Here is a 17,892-nt window from a genome sequence, read left to right on the forward strand (position 1 = left end):
AGTCTTTTTTCGAAAATGAATCTTGATGAAATATACGCCTTATACGTAACTGGATAGAGCGAGCATAGTATAACACCCATAGCGGATAAAAGGGAGTATAGCAATAATTATTGTAAACTCTTTTAATAGCTTAGTATGAAAAGAGTTTTTAAGTGGTTCAAAAGATTCTGTTTTCAGTAGTTCAATTTAATATTTTTTGAGCCTAAAGAATATCTTGAAAGAAACAGTTCCTTTAAAAGTGATAGAGGTTATTTTTTGTACACTATTCCCCAAATATAAACGTCGCAAAATGTTTATCTGAAAAGGGACGGCATAAAGCCGTTCGTTCCTCACTGTATATTCCGTTTCCTTTCCGCTCCAAAATTTTGTCTTCCGTTTGGTTGTGCTACATATTGTTTAACTTAAAATCAAGATGTATGTATTTAAACAACTTACAACAGGATGATGTTTTCGTTCCTTCAGAAATGAAAGCATTACAAACCCTCACAGGAATGGATTCCAGAAGAGGATTAGAACAGGCCATTATCTCCAATGGCAAGATCGTGAATGTCGTTTCAAAACGTTATGGATATATTCCTAATGAACTGTTTTTTAAAGAAGCTGAGGCGATGTTGGTGAATGCCAACTTGAACTACCACAAACGAACCATTAATAGAGCCGATTGCTCCTTTATCATCGACTTTATCATTGAAGATGACAATCAATTTACCATCAAAAATGATAATGATCTGATTTTACCAATGCTACGTTTTAAAAACTCCTATGATGGCAGTGAAAAAACCTCAGGTCATTTTGGGTTTTATAGAAAAGTGTGTTCCAATGGATTGCATGTGGCACAAACCGAAATTGGATTTTCAATCCGCCATACCAAAAACAGTACGGAACTGATCATGCCTGAACTGAATCAACTGTTCCATAAGTTCTTGGACAATGAATTTTATAGCATCGTTCATAAATTTAATACAATGAAGACCATTGAGATTATCGATACTGAAACCTTTGTTAAGGATATTCTGGAGATAACCAAATTGTTCAAATACGAATGCAGTGATAAAAATGATAATCCCTCAAAGAAATCCAGAGAAGTCATTGAAATACTGGACTACGAAGCCTTGATATTAAACGAGTCACCTAATCTATGGTTGGGATACAATGCGTTTAATGCCGTGCTGCATAACACCATGAAAAAAAGTTTTTACCAACAGGAAAAACTGGACAAGCTATTGTTCGAAACCATTTATGACATGACTTAAATAAACCATACAAAAAGGTTGACTCCAGTCCCTATGCTTAAACTGGAGTTTTGAAATAAAACCCTAGTCATTTTATTAAACACACACACAGGAATATTGACCATATAGCGACATCACATCAATTTAGGAATTTCATCATCATTTATGGGTTCTGCTTCCTGTTGGTTTGAAATTTCACAGGCCCATTAATTTCCTTCCTGAGCAGCACCTGTCTTACCTTTTTTTTGGTAGCAAAACAACACCATTTAGAAGTTAACCGGACTGCATAAAGCCGGTCGCAAACTCCCTTTTTATAAGTCCTTGGTTAATTCTAAATAGTGAACCACAACCAGCATCAAAAAAAAGGTAACAGCTGAAGGCTCTATGGGAAGTAAATCAAATACACAGTTTATGAAATCATATCAAACCATCCAAAAAGGAAGCAGAACCAAAACAAATCAAAAAAGGAAAACGCTTCTGGATATCATAAGTAAATCAATTTTAAACCTATTTGAAAGGTTCAGATAGGACTTTATAATTAATCTTTAATATTTAAATCATGAGTACATTAAAAAACAACGTACAGTTAATCGGAAACGTAGGACAGGAGCCAATTATTACAAACTTAGAAAACGGTAACAAAGTGGCCCGCCTATCCTTAGCAACCAATGAGAATTACACGAACAACGCTGGGGAGAAGCAAACCGATACGAATTGGCACAACTTAGTAGCCTGGGGAAAACGAGCAGACTTTATTGAATTGGATGTCTTTAAAGGCATGAGACTGGCCATTGCAGGTCAATTGACCTCAAGACAGTATGAGGATAAGGATGGTGTCAAACGCTATGTGACCGAAGTCGTCATTAGAGAAATAGTACTCCTAGGAGGTGCTGAGTAATTGGATGAGAGATAAGGGTGCTCCCTCTCAATAAAACACCCTCTTGTTTTCATCATAACCTTTAATAAAAATTACAATGAGTTATAAAGTTAACGAAATAAAAATTAGTTACCAAGAGAACAATAGCACGTCCAAAGCGATAGCTATTAAAAGTTCTAAGGATGCGGCGGCTCTTATATTTAAGCACTGGAATCAAGACACGATTGCCATACAGGAAAGCTTTAAAGTGTTATTGCTAAACAATGCGAACAAGGTCAAAGGCATCTATCAAGTATCGACCGGAACTATTTCAGGTACCCTCGTTGATATCCGCATTCTATTTGCCGTGATTATTAAAAGCTTGTCTGTGGGCGTCATTTTAACCCATAACCATCCTTCTGGTAAATTACTGCCTAGTGAAGCCGATAAACAATTGACACAGAAAATAAAAAAGGCAGCGAGCTTTTTTGATGTGAAGGTATTAGACCACCTGATCATCACACCTAATGGTGATTACTACAGTTTTGCAGATGAGTGCATTTTATAATCTAGAGCTTTTAACCATGATCTATTTGAATTATACCAATCTCGATACAGCCACCCAAAAGCGATTGCTGGCTTTATCAAAGATCGATGTGGAGCGGTACTGCGGACAAGATCTGAAAGCCTACGCTATAGAAAACCATTTGGACTATAACACCCTTTTGGAAGAGGAAGCGCTTAAAAATCTCTATAGCTATCAGTATGTGTTTAATATATAACCATCTTGAAATCTTTATTAACCATGATAGACCTTTGAGCTTTCAAGGGTCTTTTTTTATTCTTGTTTTCAATAGCAAAAACATAAAATAGCACCCATTTGCAATAGATCCCACCAAGCATTTGACGTTCTTAAGGAGCTCTTTTTGAAATTTCATAAAATCTGCTATCAAACCACGGGTTTTGAGACTAATACGCGTTTTTATTTTATGACTTGAATGGATACATTTATAAGGCATGCATCCCTTATAAAAAAGGCAACCCATGTGAACAGACTTTAAATAGATTGTTACGTTGGGTTGTTGGGAATTTTGTCCCGCGAGCGGGACGAAAAGGATAAGCAAGAGGGCAACGTGCTGGCGCAGCGTTGCTTTATTAGATATTAACATAAACAACTGAAAGACAGTTGTTTAAATCATTTTCATTTTGAATAGTCCAATTTTGGAAATCGATTTTTGCGGCAAATGCCCTTGAAAGCCCCATAAACAGACAAAAATTTGCGGCAAATCAAAGAGAAGGAACAGAATGCCATTGAAAACATTCAGTAACATACGGTTCAAAAAGAAAACAACACAGCGTTTCCAGGAGTTCTCCAAAAGGTTCTTTAAAACCCATACAGAGGCTATGGATACCATGCTGGATTTTTTCCTTTACAATGAGATTTCCCCAAAGGAGACCCTTGGCCCTAATGCGCGCACTTTGGAAACCAATATCAAAAAACGGATCAGTGCTCTGGTCTCTATAATAAAGGATATCGAAAAGAACCAGACCAAGCCCACCACGGCCATGCTCCAATTGCTGTTTGAAAAAACACCAGCCAAACAAAAACGGCCCCGTTTGATGGAGGTCAAAAAGGGGCGTAAGATCTCCAAAGATCCTTTTTTTACCACCTCGTTAGAGGCCATCGAGCTCCGAAAAGAAAAGAACACCCTCCAGAGGGATTTAAAAGAGACCAAACAACAGTTTGATGACATCCTGTTTTCCAAGATACGTATCGTAAAAAGCAGTTTTGGAAAGCCCAAGATCCAATTGGACATGAGCATTGAAGAATTGGAATCCCTAAGAGAAACAATGAAAACTCGATAATTATGTACATCTCTATTACCAAACAGCATCTGGATACCACCTTTTCACAAAGTTCTGGCGATTTTGTGGCGTATTTGGAAAAGGAAAACAAGGACAAAGCACCAGAGATTCAAGAGCATTTTTTTGACCAATACAACGATCATGTGTCTCCTAAGCATGTTGTCAAAGACATCGATGGTAATACCGCCAAACTCCGAAAAAATGCCCCTAAGTTCTATTCCCTGACCATCAGCCCAAGCCAACGGGAACTGAAGCACATCGGAAATGATCCAGAGAAATTGCGGCAGTATGTCCGTGAAGCCATGAAGGATTACGCCAGTTCCTTTAACAGGGATACTCCAGTATCGGTGGACAGCATAAAGTATTATGCCAAGATCGAGTACGAGCGCACCTATAAAGGCTTTGATAGGGAAATTAAGGAGAACCAACCCTTTAGGGCACAGATCGCCAAGCTAGAGCATGACCTGGTCAAGATCAGGACGGGGGAACTACAGGGCAATAGCCAAGGCATCCAAAAGACCATTGAGCAGCTGAGGGTAGAAGCCCCACATCATGTGGATGGCAAGATGGTCACACAGGGTATGAAAAAGCAGGGGCTTCAGACGCATGTCCATATCATTGTCAGCCGTAAGGATATGACCAACACATTCAGCTTGTCCCCAGGGAGTTCCCACAAGGCCTCCGAGGCCACCTTGAACGGCAAGCCCGTAAAACGGGGCTTCGATAGGGACGGATTTTTTGAAAAGGCAGAAAAGACCTTTGATAAACTCTTCAAATACGAACGGAACTTTGTGGAGAGTTATACGGCACATAAAATGTACAAGAAAGACACTTACAAATTTTTTGCGCACCTGATGGCACTGCCAACGAACGAAAAAAGCGCCGCCTTTAAGATGATGGGCAAGTCGGGAATCCATATTCCCAACCTTAATATCCCAACGAACCAAGTCCAATTGGCACTGAAAGCCTTCAAACAATTAAAAAGAACCATCGATGTGGCAAAAGATGCAGGCTCCATCGGTATTTAATAAACATACTTATGACATCACCAGTTTTAATAACCAGTATCTATGGTATTATGACCGCTTTAATGGCTGTGGGCTTTCGCTATCTACGTTTTGCCTATGGCCTCCATACGGCATTACTGTTGATGATTGGCTATCTGCTTTATCTCATGCACCCTGACCAGTATATCATACTATTGGGTTACTGGCTATTGCCTTTCATATTTATCAATAACCTGTTGTACGTTACAATACATCCAACTTGGGAGCAACCCAAAACAGATAGAAAGTATGCCGTCAAGCTCAAGGTAAAAAATGGCACCATAAAACTCCAGAACATCCGTAGGGGGATATCCATTATAGGATCTGCCGGCAGTGGCAAGACCGAATCCGTTGTCTACAATATACTCAGGCATTTCCAGAAGCACCAATTTTGTGGTCTTATCCATGATTACAAGCATTTTGAGATCACCGAAATGGCAGCTCCGCTTTTTAAGGAATCTAAACGGCCGTTCCACATCGTTTCCTTTGACGATATCTATTCAAAAGTAAATCCCATAGCTTCAAGGTATATGGAAGACGAAGAAAGTGTCAATGAGGTATCCCGGGTGCTGTTGGAGAACCTGTTGGAACAACGGGAATCCATAGCTTTTGGATCCTCCAAGTTTTTTAACGATGCCGTGGAAGGCTTGTTAGGCGGGCTTATCTGGAAACTAAAGACCGCACACCCCACATATTGTACACTTCCCCATTTGATCGCCACCTACCAATATTTGGATACCGATAGCCTTATTGATTTTCTGAGTTCCGATTATACGTCCAAGGCCATGGCAGATGCCTTTATCTCAGGCAGGGATTCTGAACGCCAAACGGCAGCGGTGATGAGCACACTGGCGAATGCTCTCAAGAAAATCAGTACCCAACGTATCTTTATGACCCTTTCCGCCGATGAAGTGCCCTTGGATATCAATAACCCTAAAAATCCTGCGGTGGTCTCCATCGTCAATAACCCCAAATTTGAAACGGCCTATTCCCCAGTGGTCGCCACCATCATCCATACCATCACCAAGCAAATGAGTGTCCGGCATCGGGAATCCTCTTTTTTACTGATTGAAGAAGCACCCACCATCAGACTGCTCAATATGCACCGCATCCCAGCAACTTTACGAAGCTATGATATCGCTACGGTCTATGTGATGCAGGACAAAACCCAAAATGATATGATGTACGGGGATAAGGCAAGCCGTGCCATCTTGAGCAACCTGTCCTACCAGTTCTTTGGAAAGGCCAACGACCCGGACACTGCCAAGTATTATGAACGCTTTTTTGAGATCGTCAAAAGACCTACCACTACGATCAGCAAGAGTCAGAACAGTTTAGACTTTGATGCCAGGATCAGCACCGGGGAGAAGGAAGTCAGTAAGATCCGTTCCGATGTGTTCTTTCGCTTAAAGGAAGGCGAGTTTATCTCCTTCGCTGATGGGAAGGATCGTAAGGTACAGTTTAAAATGCCTAGCATTATAAGAAAATTACCGCGACCAAAACATCGCTATAATGATGCAGAGATACAGGCGAATTTTGAACGGATTCATCTTGAGGTTAGGCAGCTATTCCAGGTGTATAGCTAAATTTAGTTAGATACTGTTGTCAATCGTATGGGGTAATCACTTTTGGTTGGTCAAAAAAAGTATGGTATTAAATTCAACTACGCGTGGTCTATATTCATTTTTAACTCAAAACCCACGCAATAGCAGCTTCAAGGGTACTAAAAGGTGCTGAACTATAGCCTTCATCTTCAGTTTTAACAAGGATTGGAAAGACAATATCTTTTGGATCCTCAGTTAGGATTGCAATTTTAAAGCCTCCGAATATGTCTAGATTTTTTTTATAGAAAGCGACTATTTCAGTATGCTCTTCAATTTTCATCTTAAAATTTGAATGTCTATAATCTAAAATGAATCCTTTAGTTTCTTTGGGAATTAAACCATTTTCAAAAGCATACTCCCAGGATGATTCTATATCGTCAATAGTAATCATTCCATAATAATATTTGAATAAGATACCTAGTGAACTATCAAATTGATATTTAAATTTTTCATTCATTCAGTCCAAAACTAAATAGGTTAATAGGTTGTACAATATATAAAAAATCTTATCATCAGAAATTTTATAAAAATAAATCCGTTTAAGTGCGGCTTCCATTGATGCCATCTTCTTAAAATTATTGGCTTGCGGATCGATTGCTGTTGTCGGTACGCGTTTATTTTAGTTGGTCTCTATTTTTTCAGATGTCGATTTTCCGTTGTTCATAAAAGGACGTTACCTTAAAAGCTTAAGGTGGTTTTATCATGTGCTTCATGTCTGTTATGAACAATGACTAAAGGTTTTTATTTGATTATAAAAAAAAGAATATTTTTTACGCAACTTTTTGTGGGTTCTCACATCTTTTAAATGAATTTTAAAAAAAATAGTATATATGAAAAAATCAATTGTATTAGTAAAAACAATCATGGCCGCAAGCCTCTTGTTTTTTGGATGTAGTAACGATAATAGTCCGTCTTGTCCAGACGACTTTACAGGGGCACTCGATGCAACAGAAACGCCGCTTGTTGGGGAATGGAGTTTTGTAAGCATGGTCTCAGAGGATGAAGTGGACTTGACAAATGACTCTATGGATAATCCTAGTACCGATATCTATGATCAATTTTCAGAATGTCAGCAGGATGTTGCTTATACCTTTGAAGATGATAGAGGCTATACCTTAAAACAAGGCTATGTTGCAACAAATTGTACTAATAAAGTGGCCTTAAATGGTACTTGGAAATTGACAGCCGGTGTTTTAAACTTTGTGGCAGACTGTTATACAAATTCCATCGACATTGAGTTTAATGAGGATAAGACCGAGTTTACATTTGAAAAGATGTATAAGTTTGTGGATGTAGACGGACATACCGTTAGAAGTAAAGTAATATTTACCTATGAAAAAACACCAAATTAATAGAGTTCGATAATACGTCTTTAAAGTATTTTTGATAAGCCCAGTACCTAGTTACTGGGTTTTTTTTGGACCCCTCTCCAAACCTTGAACTCATAGATTTGATAAAAGAGCGAGTCTAACGAATTTAATATCAACTATTTGTCAGATGACTAATTTTTTTTATTATATTTAAAATCTCTCCCTGAAGTAATTAGGTTCTCCCGGTCTCTCGAGTAGTTAGTAATAGCAAACAACATGTTGTTTAACTAATAATGCTCTAGTACCATGAATCATCCAACCAATTTATCTTCTAAATTTGATCACGTCGTGGTCCTGATGCTTGAAAATCGTTCGTTTGATAATCTTTTAGGCTATCTCTATGAAGACCATGTTCCAGAAGGAAAAACTTTTGAAGGGCTTCAAGGTCAAAATATCAAGATGCCTGTGCCACCAGATGCTAATGGCTATGAACAGCATCCCTTTATAGAGCCTTCTCAAGCGGCGGATTACCACCAGCCGTATCCCGATCCTGGGGAGGTGTATCAGCATGTCAATACGCAACTGTTTAATGAGATTAGCCCTGGAAATAAGAAAACAGAGGCTTGTAAAATGGTACCTCCTTATAATATTCCCAATCCGTTACCGTCAAGGGACGATTTAATGAAAGGCTTTGTTAAAGATTATATCAATACCCTTGAAGCCTTGAAGGACACCAAATTCAACAACCCTACATTCGACCAGTATCAGGTGATTATGCAATGTTTTAAGCCGAGTCAAATTCCGGTGTTAACAACCTTAGCCAAAGAGTTTGCGGTATTTGATCATTGGTTTTGCTCCGTCCCAAGTCAAACCTGGTGTAACCGAGCCTTTTGGCATGCCGGGACCTCCGGGGGTAACGTGGTCAACCCGACGGACGAATGTGGTTTCAAAGATATAGCGAAAGGCTTAAAAGCGTGGATTGAAGACGTATGGTCTCAAAAGAATCTGTTTCAACGCATGGCTGAAAACCATATTTCTCATGCGGTCTACACAGAAGATATCGTGTCCTTAACGGCTTTGGTTAACGGGCTTTTTAAAGATGAACACGTGGTTAGGACAGGTAAAAACCTAAAACGATTTAAAGAGGATATTCAAAATGGAGCCCTTCCCCAATATGCCTTTATTGAACCTAAATTCTATGAGCAGCATAATGACCAACATCCATCATCTTCTGGATCGCATTTTGTAGATGGTCGTACCAAAGTAGGCACCGTGTTGTTAGGCGAGGCATTAATTCAGGATCTCTATAATACGATTCGAACCAGTGCCTATGCCGATAATACCTTGTTGATTATCACCTATGATGAACATGGGGGTTGTTTTGACCATGTACCACCGCCTTGTGTGGATCCTACAAGCGCATATCCATGCCATGACTCTGGAACTAAAAAAGGGCAGAAGGATTTCGGGTTCAACCGTTTGGGAGTGCGAGTGCCTATGGTCATGGTTTCTCCGTGGATTCAAAAAAACACCATCATCAATGAGACCTTTGAGCATACCTCGTTTATTAAGACCATGTGTGAACGTTGGGGCATGCAAGGCTTGACCGAACGGGATAAGAAGGCACCGTCCTTTAATTCCAGTAGCTTGTTTTCAGACGCCAAACGAGATCTTCCCTATATAGCCCCTCCTGCTATTCCTAAGGTAGAGGATGCGGCTTATGACCAAGAACCCTTGAATGATTTACAACGCTCTATTTTATTGGGTGCTAGTTATGTTGCTCAACAGAATGCAGGGTTTCAACAAGACGCTATGACTATGGATGAGGTTAAAGAGATTCATACCGTGGGAGAAGCCGTTAAACATCTAAACAGGATCAAACAATTTTTAAACTAAAGAAATAACAAGTTATGGGAGATACACTAAAAGTAACCTCATGGAATGTGGAATGGTTGGACAAGCTTTTCGATAACATTGATAGTAAAAAACAAAAGCGCATTGATGCCATTAAAAAGGAAATCTTGGATATCGATGCAGATGTGCTGTGTATGCTAGAAGGCGTTAAGGGGGAAGCTAAGATTGATGCGTTTTGTACCGATATTTTGGAAAATAAATATGTGCCGGTTAAGGCCGTTGATAACGATTATAAGATACAGGGTAGGCAATGGATTTGGTTCTTGGTGAAAACCAAGCTTAGGGATAGAGCCTCGTTATTGCCTACCAAAATTTACGATGAATTCTCTAGTGCGAGCTGGGATGTTCATTATTGGGGGGATTTTGAAGTGGCCAGGCATAAACATTACAGGCATCCACAGGTCTTGATTTTGGAATGGCAAAACACACGATTGGAACTCGTAGGGCTACATACCAAAAGTAAATTTGTGCGTAGTGGTAAAAGTAGTTGGAATGCGGGTGGTGAGAAACAGAAAGCTTTTATCAGGGATGCTATTAAAGCGCGAATTAAGATGACCACGGAGGTGGCTAATTTGAGGGACTACATTAATACGAAATTTGAACAGGTTCCCAACCCAGCTATTATGGTGATGGGAGATTTAAATGATGGCCCTGGTAAAGAGTTTTTTGAAAAGCAATATATCTTTTTTGATCTTTTATCAAACCTGCAAGGCAATGTGTTTGAAGCGGAACGGTTTCTTAATCACGCCTTGTTTGATTTTGAGGATAACTTACGTTGGAGTGTCAATTTTCAGGATTTTATAGATGAGCAAAGAGATCCCCATATCTTATTGGATCATATCTTGTTTACCCAAAGTTTGGTGGATGGGTCGTTGCCTTTCATTATTGAAAGTAAAGCAGGGTATGTGGTGCATGAAATCCATGACCTGATTAATGCTAATAACCCGAAATATGCCAATACGAGTGACCATAAACCGGTGTCAGTGGTGATACGGAAGAAATTAACCTAATTAAACTTTGGCAAAAATTCAAGGATTTGCCAAAGTTTAATGATCTATTAATACTTATTAAAAATTAACCATTATGAGAACGTTCCTTCATTTTTTTATTTGTCTTCTTTTTGTATCAAAAATGTTAGGGCAGGAAGTAGAAAATTACAAGAAAACTTTAGATACAGAATTGAATAAATATAATTTAAAAAATTATGCAATTCAAGATAAGCTTTTAAAAGAAAATATTTCTGAAGCTTTTAATTATGTAATTTTTTCTAATTCAGATTTAGTAAGTAATTCTTCTGCTTTTGGATATACTCAAAATAAAGAGAAAACAAATGTGTCAATTAGTGCAAATTTAAGATTAGGCAGTAAGTTATCTCCTCTTTATGCAAGAGTAGGTGCAAATGCCTCTGGCAGTAAAAATCTATTTGAATTTTATTCTGATAATTCTTGGAGTAATAATGTTAGTCTTAATCTAGGTTTAATTCTAAAAGTGGGGAAATCAAGTTCGTTTTTCAAAGGAAACGAAAAAGAATTTAATCTAGTACATGCAAAACGTAGAATAAATGCAAGTGAACAACTATTCAAATCAAACAAATACACTTCTTCAATTATCAAGGATATAATAAATCTTAAAAAAGATATTTTTGATATAGATAGAAAGAAGCATTTAATTTCCAGTTACTCTGACTTGTTAAATGAGATGCCTGATGTAAAGAAGATGATCAAGGAAAAAAAATACGAAGAAGCCTATACAATGTTAGATGCAGAAGAAAAGAAAATCCAAGAATACTTAGAGGCCTTGAAAACTAAAAATAAATTGCAAAAATATATAGAAAATAACATTTTATACGAGTTTGATAAGAAGAATGATATCACATATGGTTATAGTCTAAAATGGTTTGATTTAAACTTAAATTTGGGTAACAGCACATATAATTTCACTGCAGAAAATATCGATGCAAATATCTTGGACGATTTTAGTAATTCTTTTAACCTATCAGACAATTTAAACAAACTAAAGTCAGTTTTATTATTTAACTTTAATCATGCTCATAATGCAAAAGAAACTATCTGGTACTATCAAATTGGCGTGTCAGTTTCCTCAAGTTCTTTTTTAGAAAATGCATTAATCAATGGTACTCCCAAAATAGTTCAGGATAGTAATTTTGAATATATACTTGAAGATGATGATGAACAAAATTTAGGAAGGTTCAATAGTATTAAAGAAAACTTTAAAACGGGCTCTTTTAATATCTACAGTGCAATATTTTTTACCAAAAAGAAAAATTTTGGTTTTAATTTAGCCGTAAGCCATAATTATCTTATTGATAGACCTAAAGGCGTGTTTTTTAATAATAACTTTACAACCCTTTTTGGTCCAATATTCAGAAAAGTAAAGGACGATCAAACCAGTCTTACTTTTGGTATTGACATGGGTTGGGAAAATGCTATTTATAAGACTAAAGTCACTAATGATTTTACAGGTAGAATAAGAGTGGGGATACCTTTCAATATTTATACTAAAAAGAAAACGGAAAAGAAGCCATGAAATAATAATTCAAAGATTTGGCAGTAATGGGTATTTATTGCCGAATCTTTGAGTTTTTAAAGGGGATATAAATTAAACCTTGACAAAAAATGAAAAGGTTTCCAATATTAACCAAAAGGGCGTGATATTTAATATGATTATATTATACCTGAAAGGGTATCAAAATGTGCTTTTAGTATAAATTATACCCAAAAAGGTTTAGTAATATTCTCTTTCTAAATATTGGAATAGATGGGAAATTTATTGAACATCAAAACGAAAACAAAACAAATTGGATTAATCTTTAATGCAAATTTACATGGGAATGCTTAAAGAGTTTGTTTATTAATAAAATAGCCATGTCTTATATTATTTCAAAAAAATATCGTACAGAACACCAGGTTATTATGAGATTTATACATATTTTTGGGTATTTGTAAAATATTTTTTATGAACTTCATTGATTTGTTTTCTGGTGCTGGAGGTCTTTCCGAAGGATTCATTAAAGCAGGGTTTAATCCCGTAGCTCATGTTGAAATTGATGAAAATGCATGTAAAACTCTTGAAACAAGAGTGACTTTTCATAAGTTAAAGGAAGAAGGGAAAATAAATAATTATTATGACTACTTAAAAGGAAGTATTTCAAGAGATACTTTTATTAAAAAATTTGGGGATGCAAAACTTTCCGATACAGTTATTAATAAAAGTATTGGAGGGGAAAATAACAGCCAGATTTTTAAACTAATTAATGAATTATCTGGAAATTCTGAAATTGATTTAATTGTAGGCGGACCGCCTTGTCAAGCATATTCATTAGTGGGTCGTTCCAGAGATAAAGATCGAATGAAAAAAGACCCAAGAAATCACCTTTACAAAGAATATGCAAAATTTTTAGCTGAATACAAACCAAAGGTTTTTGTTTTTGAAAATGTTCTTGGATTAATAACTGCAAATAACGGTGGTTACTTTGAGGATATGAAAGATCATTTTAGAAGTATTGGTTACCAAGTAGAATTCGATATACTTAATTCTTCTGAATATGGAGTGTTGCAAAATAGAAAGAGAATTATTCTAATAGGATGGAGAAAAGAATTTAAATTTTCATATCCAAAATTTACTACTAAGCCTAATACATGGAGTGTTAATTATTTGCTCAAAGACTTAAAAAAATTAAAGCCAGGAGAGCAAAATAATTTAACTGAATATGTGACAGATACCAACGAATATCTTAAAAAGTTTGATTTAAGAAATGGTGTGGATTTTGTGACACAACATATTGCGAGACCTCATAATAATAGGGATTTAGAAATTTATAAAATAGCCATTAATAAATTTGAAAAAGGAGAAAGATTAAAATATCCTGACTTACCAGAAAGATTAAAAACTCACAATAACCAAAAATCATTTGTTGACAGGTTTAAGGTAGTTGATGGTAATGGTTTATCTCATACTATGGTAGCCCATATAGCGAAAGACGGTCATCATTATATTTATCCAGATAAAAAACAAGTTAGGTCATTATCTGTAAGAGAAGCAGCTAGAATTCAATCGTTTCCTGATGATTTCTTTTTTGAAGGAGGTAGAACAGCAGCTTTTAAACAGATCGGTAACGCAGTTCCACCATTAATGGCTAATGAAATAGCAATTTCAATTAAAGATAAACTTAAAGTAAATGATTGACGAATTAAAAGAAAAGCATTTTAATCCTAAAGCACATATATTAACTCTTTTAGGTGAAGAACTTATAAAGAATCCCGTAATGGCCATATATGAGTTAGTGAAAAATAGTTATGATGCTGATTCTAAAAAAGTTGATGTTTATTTTAGGGATGTTGAGAACGTTGAAAATGCTTCAATTATTATTGAAGATGATGGCATAGGAATGACATCAGAAATTGTTGAAGATGTATGGCTCGAACCTGGATCAGATTTTAGAAAACCAGTTGATTTAAATGGTGAAAGGCAAATTATTAAATCACCTATTTATAAAAGAATACCAATGGGTGAAAAAGGGGTTGGCAGATTTGCAGTACATAAATTAGGCACCAAAATATTACTAATATCTCGTCCATTGATTTTAAAATATAACGATGATGAAACTGAGTTAATCAGTAAAGAATTAGCAGATTATGAAATAGAACTTTATATAAATTGGAAGGACTTTAATCAATCTAAACATCTTTCGGATATACCTGTGAAATGGAAGCTAAGAAAGAATATTGAAGAATTTAGATTCAAAAGGGAAAGTGGTACATATATTCATTTAAGTGGCTTAAAAGAGAGTTGGACAAAAGGCATGGCGAGAAGTTTAAAGGGGCAAACCCTATCAATGTTGTCTCCTAAAATTGAAGAAAAGAGTTTTAAGATAAACTTGAATTTTGATAATCAATGGTTGATAGACTTTCCAACAGCAACAAAAATTCTTGACGAAGCTCCTTATAAGGTTACAGCTCATATTGATACTAATTTTAATTTAACCTTTGAATATAGTTTCGCTTTAAAAAACAAGCCAGATTTAGGAACTCGAGAAATAAAAGGTAATAGTAAATACGATAAAAATATTAAGGGCCTAATAAAACCAGATATTAGAGAAGAATTAGAACGAAAAGAATATAGCAAAGAAAAAATCGACTTTTTGCTAAATGAGTATGATTCAAGCGAGAAAGTTCTTCCTTTTGGTGATTTGTTTTTTGAATTTTACTCTTATGATCTTGACTCTATTTCCCTCAAAGATTATTCAGATAGCCCAGATATAATAAAAAAAATACTTAAAGAAAATTCTGGAGTTAAAGTTTATAAAGGTGATATGAGGGTTTTTGATTATGGTGAAAAAGGCGACGATTGGCTTGGATTTGATTTAAAAAGAATAAATAATAAAGAATGGTTTTCTAACAATCAAATTATTGGATATATCTATTTGGATCCTCAAAATTCTTCCGCTTTAGTCGAAAAAACAAATAGAGAAGGTTTTGTTGAAAATGAAGCATTTAGTATGTTTCGGTTAGTCATTGACTATGTCTTAAATGAAATCAAAAACGAAAGATTAAAAGATAGAACTAAATGGTTAAATGCAAATAAAAAATCTTCTAAAAATCTTTTCGAGAATAAAGTAAGTAAATTTAAAAGTATTCTTGATAATACTGATTTAAATAATGAAGAGAAGAAGAAACAACTACTTGAAGAAGCTGAAAATATTGAGAAAAAATATGAGGAGGACAAAAAAATTCTTTTAATACCTGCTGGAGTTGGTATGACAGCTTCAGTTGCGCTTCATGAAATAGAAAAATTAGTACCAAGAATGGAAGAAACTGTTAAAACCAATCCTTTAAAATTGGATGTAATTACTAATCAAGTTGATGAATTAAAGCAGTATACAGAAGGTATTATTTCAGTTTTACGAAAAGGTGGTGATAAAGAAATTAATTTACATGATGCAACTAATAGAGCTTTTAACAATTATAAAACTAAATTTTTAGATCGTAAGATTAACTATAAAATTGATATAGAAAAGAATATTAAAAGTATAGTTTGTGATAAAAGATTTTATATCACAATGCTTATGAATATTTTAGACAATAGTATTTACTGGCTTGATACAATTTACAAAGAAGATAAAATGATTTACTTCAAAGCTTTAAAGATTGAGAGTGGCACAGCTATAATAATAGCGGATAATGGTCCAGGTTTTAAAGATGATATCTCTGAATTAATTCAACCTTTTTTCTCTAGAAAATCTGATGGAATTGGGATTGGTTTATATTTAGTTGATACGATTATGCTTAAATATGGCAAATTTGATATAATAATTGATAATTCAGAATTAGAAAGCTATAATGTTCCTAAAGAATATGATGGAGCTGCTGTAAAATTAATATTTAGTAAAAATCAAGAATAATGAAATACTTTGAGCCAAGTATTGTCATAATAGATGACCATAAAGAAGAAATTGAAGATATTTTGAATCATTATGTTGAGGGAGGAATTGGGTGTAAATTGTATAATCCTGATTATGTTGATGGAGATGATATGCCAGAGTGTCCCTTTTCAGATGTAAATTTAATTTTCCTTGATTTATACTATTCTGGTAAGTTTGATGCGGAACAATGTTCAAACTGGATTAGAGCAGTTATTAAAGACAAATCATTTTATGTTTTGGTTTTATGGACTAAAGATGTTAGTAAATCTCAAGAGGTTTTAGATATATTAACAGTACATAATAGAATACCATTTATTCATTTAGTTAAGAGTAAAACAGATTATCACATAAAAGGTGATAAAAAGTATGATTTTAGTAAGTTATTATTTGAGATTGATTCTGAAATTGAAGCTACTCCGGCATTAGAAGAAATTCAATTATGGAAAAAAAGTGTCAAAAGTTCAGCAAATGAGGTTATTGGGAATATTACTAAAACACAAGATCAAATAATCAGTAAGCTCAAAAAAATAATTATTGCACATGGAGGCGATTCTATAAAAATGAGTGGTGATAATAATAAAAAAAGAATGATGCTATTTGATGCTTTAGATACTGTTTTAATTTCAAACACTAAAATGCATGTTAATGATAAAATTTCTGAAATTAATATTAAGGGACTATATGATTTAACTAGTGTCCAAAGTCCCATAATTGATAAAGAGTTAAATAGCTGGTTCCACTTTAAACTTCAAAAAGAGTTAGTCCATGATTTGATATATCCAGGAATAATTTCTGAATTTAAGGAAAATGAATGGTGTGAAATGTATTCTATTCATGATGACGAAATTGTAAATAAGTATTTAAGTAATCAAAAAGGTGAGAATATAAAAATATCAAAAATAGTACTGCTTTTATCGCGTCCATGCGATATTGCCCAAAATAAATTTGGTAAAAATTTAAAATTATTAAGTGGACTTAAAATATCAAATCCTAAAAGAAATAATAAAAATAAATTTTTAGGTAAGGATACAAAACCGGATTCAATTAAAATTTTTGATCATTTATTTTTCAGTGATGAAGAAAATGATACTGCTTTATTATTTGATTTTAGGTATAACTTTTCAGTTCCTGAAAATATCTTTAAGTCGGAGTTTGATAACCTTAAGGTGTTTAACAAAGAACTATTGTCTGAAATGCAAGTAGAATATAGTAGTTATTCAAGTAGGTTAGGTATTACTCAAGTGATTTAATAAATTAATACTCTTTTGTGTATCAACTTGTGTAACCTTTATTTTTGTCAAGAAAAACTCAAAAATTACTATCAGGAGTAAAATATGTCAATCAAATATCTTGTCATCAAAGAATTCTTTGATTGAAATTTCAATCATATCACAAAATTTTTTGATAGTATAGATGGTTATCCCTCTTTTATTGGAAGTACTTTCCCAACGATTTATAATCTGTCTATCAATATCATGTAATTTGGCAAAGTCAGACTGTGAAAGTCCAGTTTTCATCCTTAAAAACTTTACCCTCTCAGCTATTTTGTTTTTTAAAATAATACCCCTTTTATCTAACTCTGACATCCTGCAATGTTGTTAAATTTTCAAAAAATATTGTAA

The 17,892-nt window shown here is 34.8% G+C and carries 15 protein-coding genes; 13 read left to right on the forward strand and 2 right to left on the reverse strand.

Going from position 1 to position 17,892, the window contains the following annotated elements; translation table 11 throughout:
* The first annotated feature begins 416 nt into the window (after positions 1–416).
* From G5V56_RS04975 to G5V56_RS05005, 6 genes are all read left to right on the forward strand, one after another.
* Positions 417–1,253: a DUF932 domain-containing protein gene (locus G5V56_RS04975; RefSeq protein WP_166962413.1), complete on the forward strand. Its 837-nt coding sequence runs from the start codon at positions 417–419 to the stop codon at positions 1,251–1,253.
* Positions 1,254–1,791: 538 nt separating this feature from the next.
* Positions 1,792–2,130, forward strand: a complete 339-nt coding sequence (locus G5V56_RS04980; protein ID WP_166962416.1) for a single-stranded DNA-binding protein — start codon at positions 1,792–1,794, stop codon at positions 2,128–2,130.
* 76 nt (positions 2,131–2,206) lie between these two features.
* On the forward strand, positions 2,207–2,656 hold the full coding sequence (locus G5V56_RS04985; RefSeq protein WP_166962420.1) for a JAB domain-containing protein: 450 nt from the start codon (positions 2,207–2,209) through the stop codon (positions 2,654–2,656).
* Positions 2,657–3,393: 737 nt separating this feature from the next.
* Positions 3,394–3,954 carry a BfmA/BtgA family mobilization protein gene (locus G5V56_RS18950; protein WP_317166397.1) on the forward strand — a complete coding sequence of 187 codons (561 nt, stop codon included), beginning with the start codon at positions 3,394–3,396 and terminating at the stop codon, positions 3,952–3,954.
* 2 nt (positions 3,955–3,956) lie between these two features.
* Positions 3,957–4,982, forward strand: a complete 1,026-nt coding sequence (gene mobB / locus G5V56_RS05000; protein WP_166962423.1) for a MobB family relaxase — start codon at positions 3,957–3,959, stop codon at positions 4,980–4,982.
* Positions 4,983–4,993: 11 nt separating this feature from the next.
* Positions 4,994–6,586, forward strand: a complete 1,593-nt coding sequence (locus G5V56_RS05005) for a type IV secretory system conjugative DNA transfer family protein (protein WP_166962426.1) — start codon at positions 4,994–4,996, stop codon at positions 6,584–6,586.
* Positions 6,587–6,686: 100 nt separating this feature from the next.
* Here the strand turns inward: G5V56_RS05005 and G5V56_RS05010 are convergent, their stop codons facing one another.
* Positions 6,687–7,061, reverse strand: coding sequence for a hypothetical protein (locus G5V56_RS05010; protein ID WP_166962433.1), 375 nt, complete (start codon positions 7,059–7,061; stop codon positions 6,687–6,689).
* Between the two features lie 373 nt (positions 7,062–7,434).
* Here G5V56_RS05010 and G5V56_RS05015 point away from each other — a divergent pair, with 373 nt between their 5' ends.
* The 7 genes from G5V56_RS05015 to G5V56_RS05045 all read left to right on the forward strand — a co-directional run bounded on the left by G5V56_RS05015 (position 7,435) and on the right by G5V56_RS05045 (position 17,520).
* Positions 7,435–7,956, forward strand: coding sequence for a DUF5004 domain-containing protein (locus G5V56_RS05015; protein ID WP_166962440.1), 522 nt, complete (start codon positions 7,435–7,437; stop codon positions 7,954–7,956).
* Positions 7,957–8,220: 264 nt separating this feature from the next.
* A complete protein-coding gene (locus G5V56_RS05020) occupies positions 8,221–9,810 on the forward strand; it encodes an alkaline phosphatase family protein (RefSeq protein WP_166962445.1) in 1,590 nt (529 codons plus the stop codon).
* A 14-nt stretch (positions 9,811–9,824) separates the two neighbouring features.
* Positions 9,825–10,838 (forward strand): endonuclease/exonuclease/phosphatase family protein, encoded by a 1,014-nt coding sequence (locus tag G5V56_RS05025; protein ID WP_166962453.1) that lies wholly within the window; start codon positions 9,825–9,827, stop codon positions 10,836–10,838.
* Positions 10,839–10,959: 121 nt separating this feature from the next.
* The gene (locus tag G5V56_RS05030; RefSeq protein WP_166962460.1) at positions 10,960–12,375 is read left to right on the forward strand and encodes a hypothetical protein; all 1,416 of its coding nucleotides are present in this window, start codon (positions 10,960–10,962) and stop codon (positions 12,373–12,375) included.
* Positions 12,376–12,804: 429 nt separating this feature from the next.
* Positions 12,805–14,034 carry a DNA cytosine methyltransferase gene (locus G5V56_RS05035; RefSeq protein WP_166962465.1) on the forward strand — a complete coding sequence of 410 codons (1,230 nt, stop codon included), beginning with the start codon at positions 12,805–12,807 and terminating at the stop codon, positions 14,032–14,034.
* Positions 14,027–16,249, forward strand: coding sequence for a sensor histidine kinase (locus tag G5V56_RS05040; protein WP_166962469.1), 2,223 nt, complete (start codon positions 14,027–14,029; stop codon positions 16,247–16,249). Before G5V56_RS05035 ends, G5V56_RS05040 begins: the two co-directional genes overlap by 8 nt.
* The gene (locus G5V56_RS05045) at positions 16,249–17,520 is read left to right on the forward strand and encodes a hypothetical protein (RefSeq protein WP_166962475.1); all 1,272 of its coding nucleotides are present in this window, start codon (positions 16,249–16,251) and stop codon (positions 17,518–17,520) included. The genes G5V56_RS05040 and G5V56_RS05045 overlap by 1 nt, the downstream gene beginning before the upstream one ends.
* 87 nt (positions 17,521–17,607) lie before the next feature.
* Here the strand turns inward: G5V56_RS05045 and G5V56_RS05050 are convergent, their stop codons facing one another.
* On the reverse strand, positions 17,608–17,856 hold the full coding sequence (locus G5V56_RS05050; protein WP_166962480.1) for a helix-turn-helix domain-containing protein: 249 nt from the start codon (positions 17,854–17,856) through the stop codon (positions 17,608–17,610).
* Positions 17,857–17,892 lie beyond the last annotated feature (36 nt).

Origin of the sequence: Yeosuana marina, assembly GCF_011762485.1 — a bacterium.
Lineage (GTDB): Bacteria > Bacteroidota > Bacteroidia > Flavobacteriales > Flavobacteriaceae > Yeosuana > Yeosuana marina.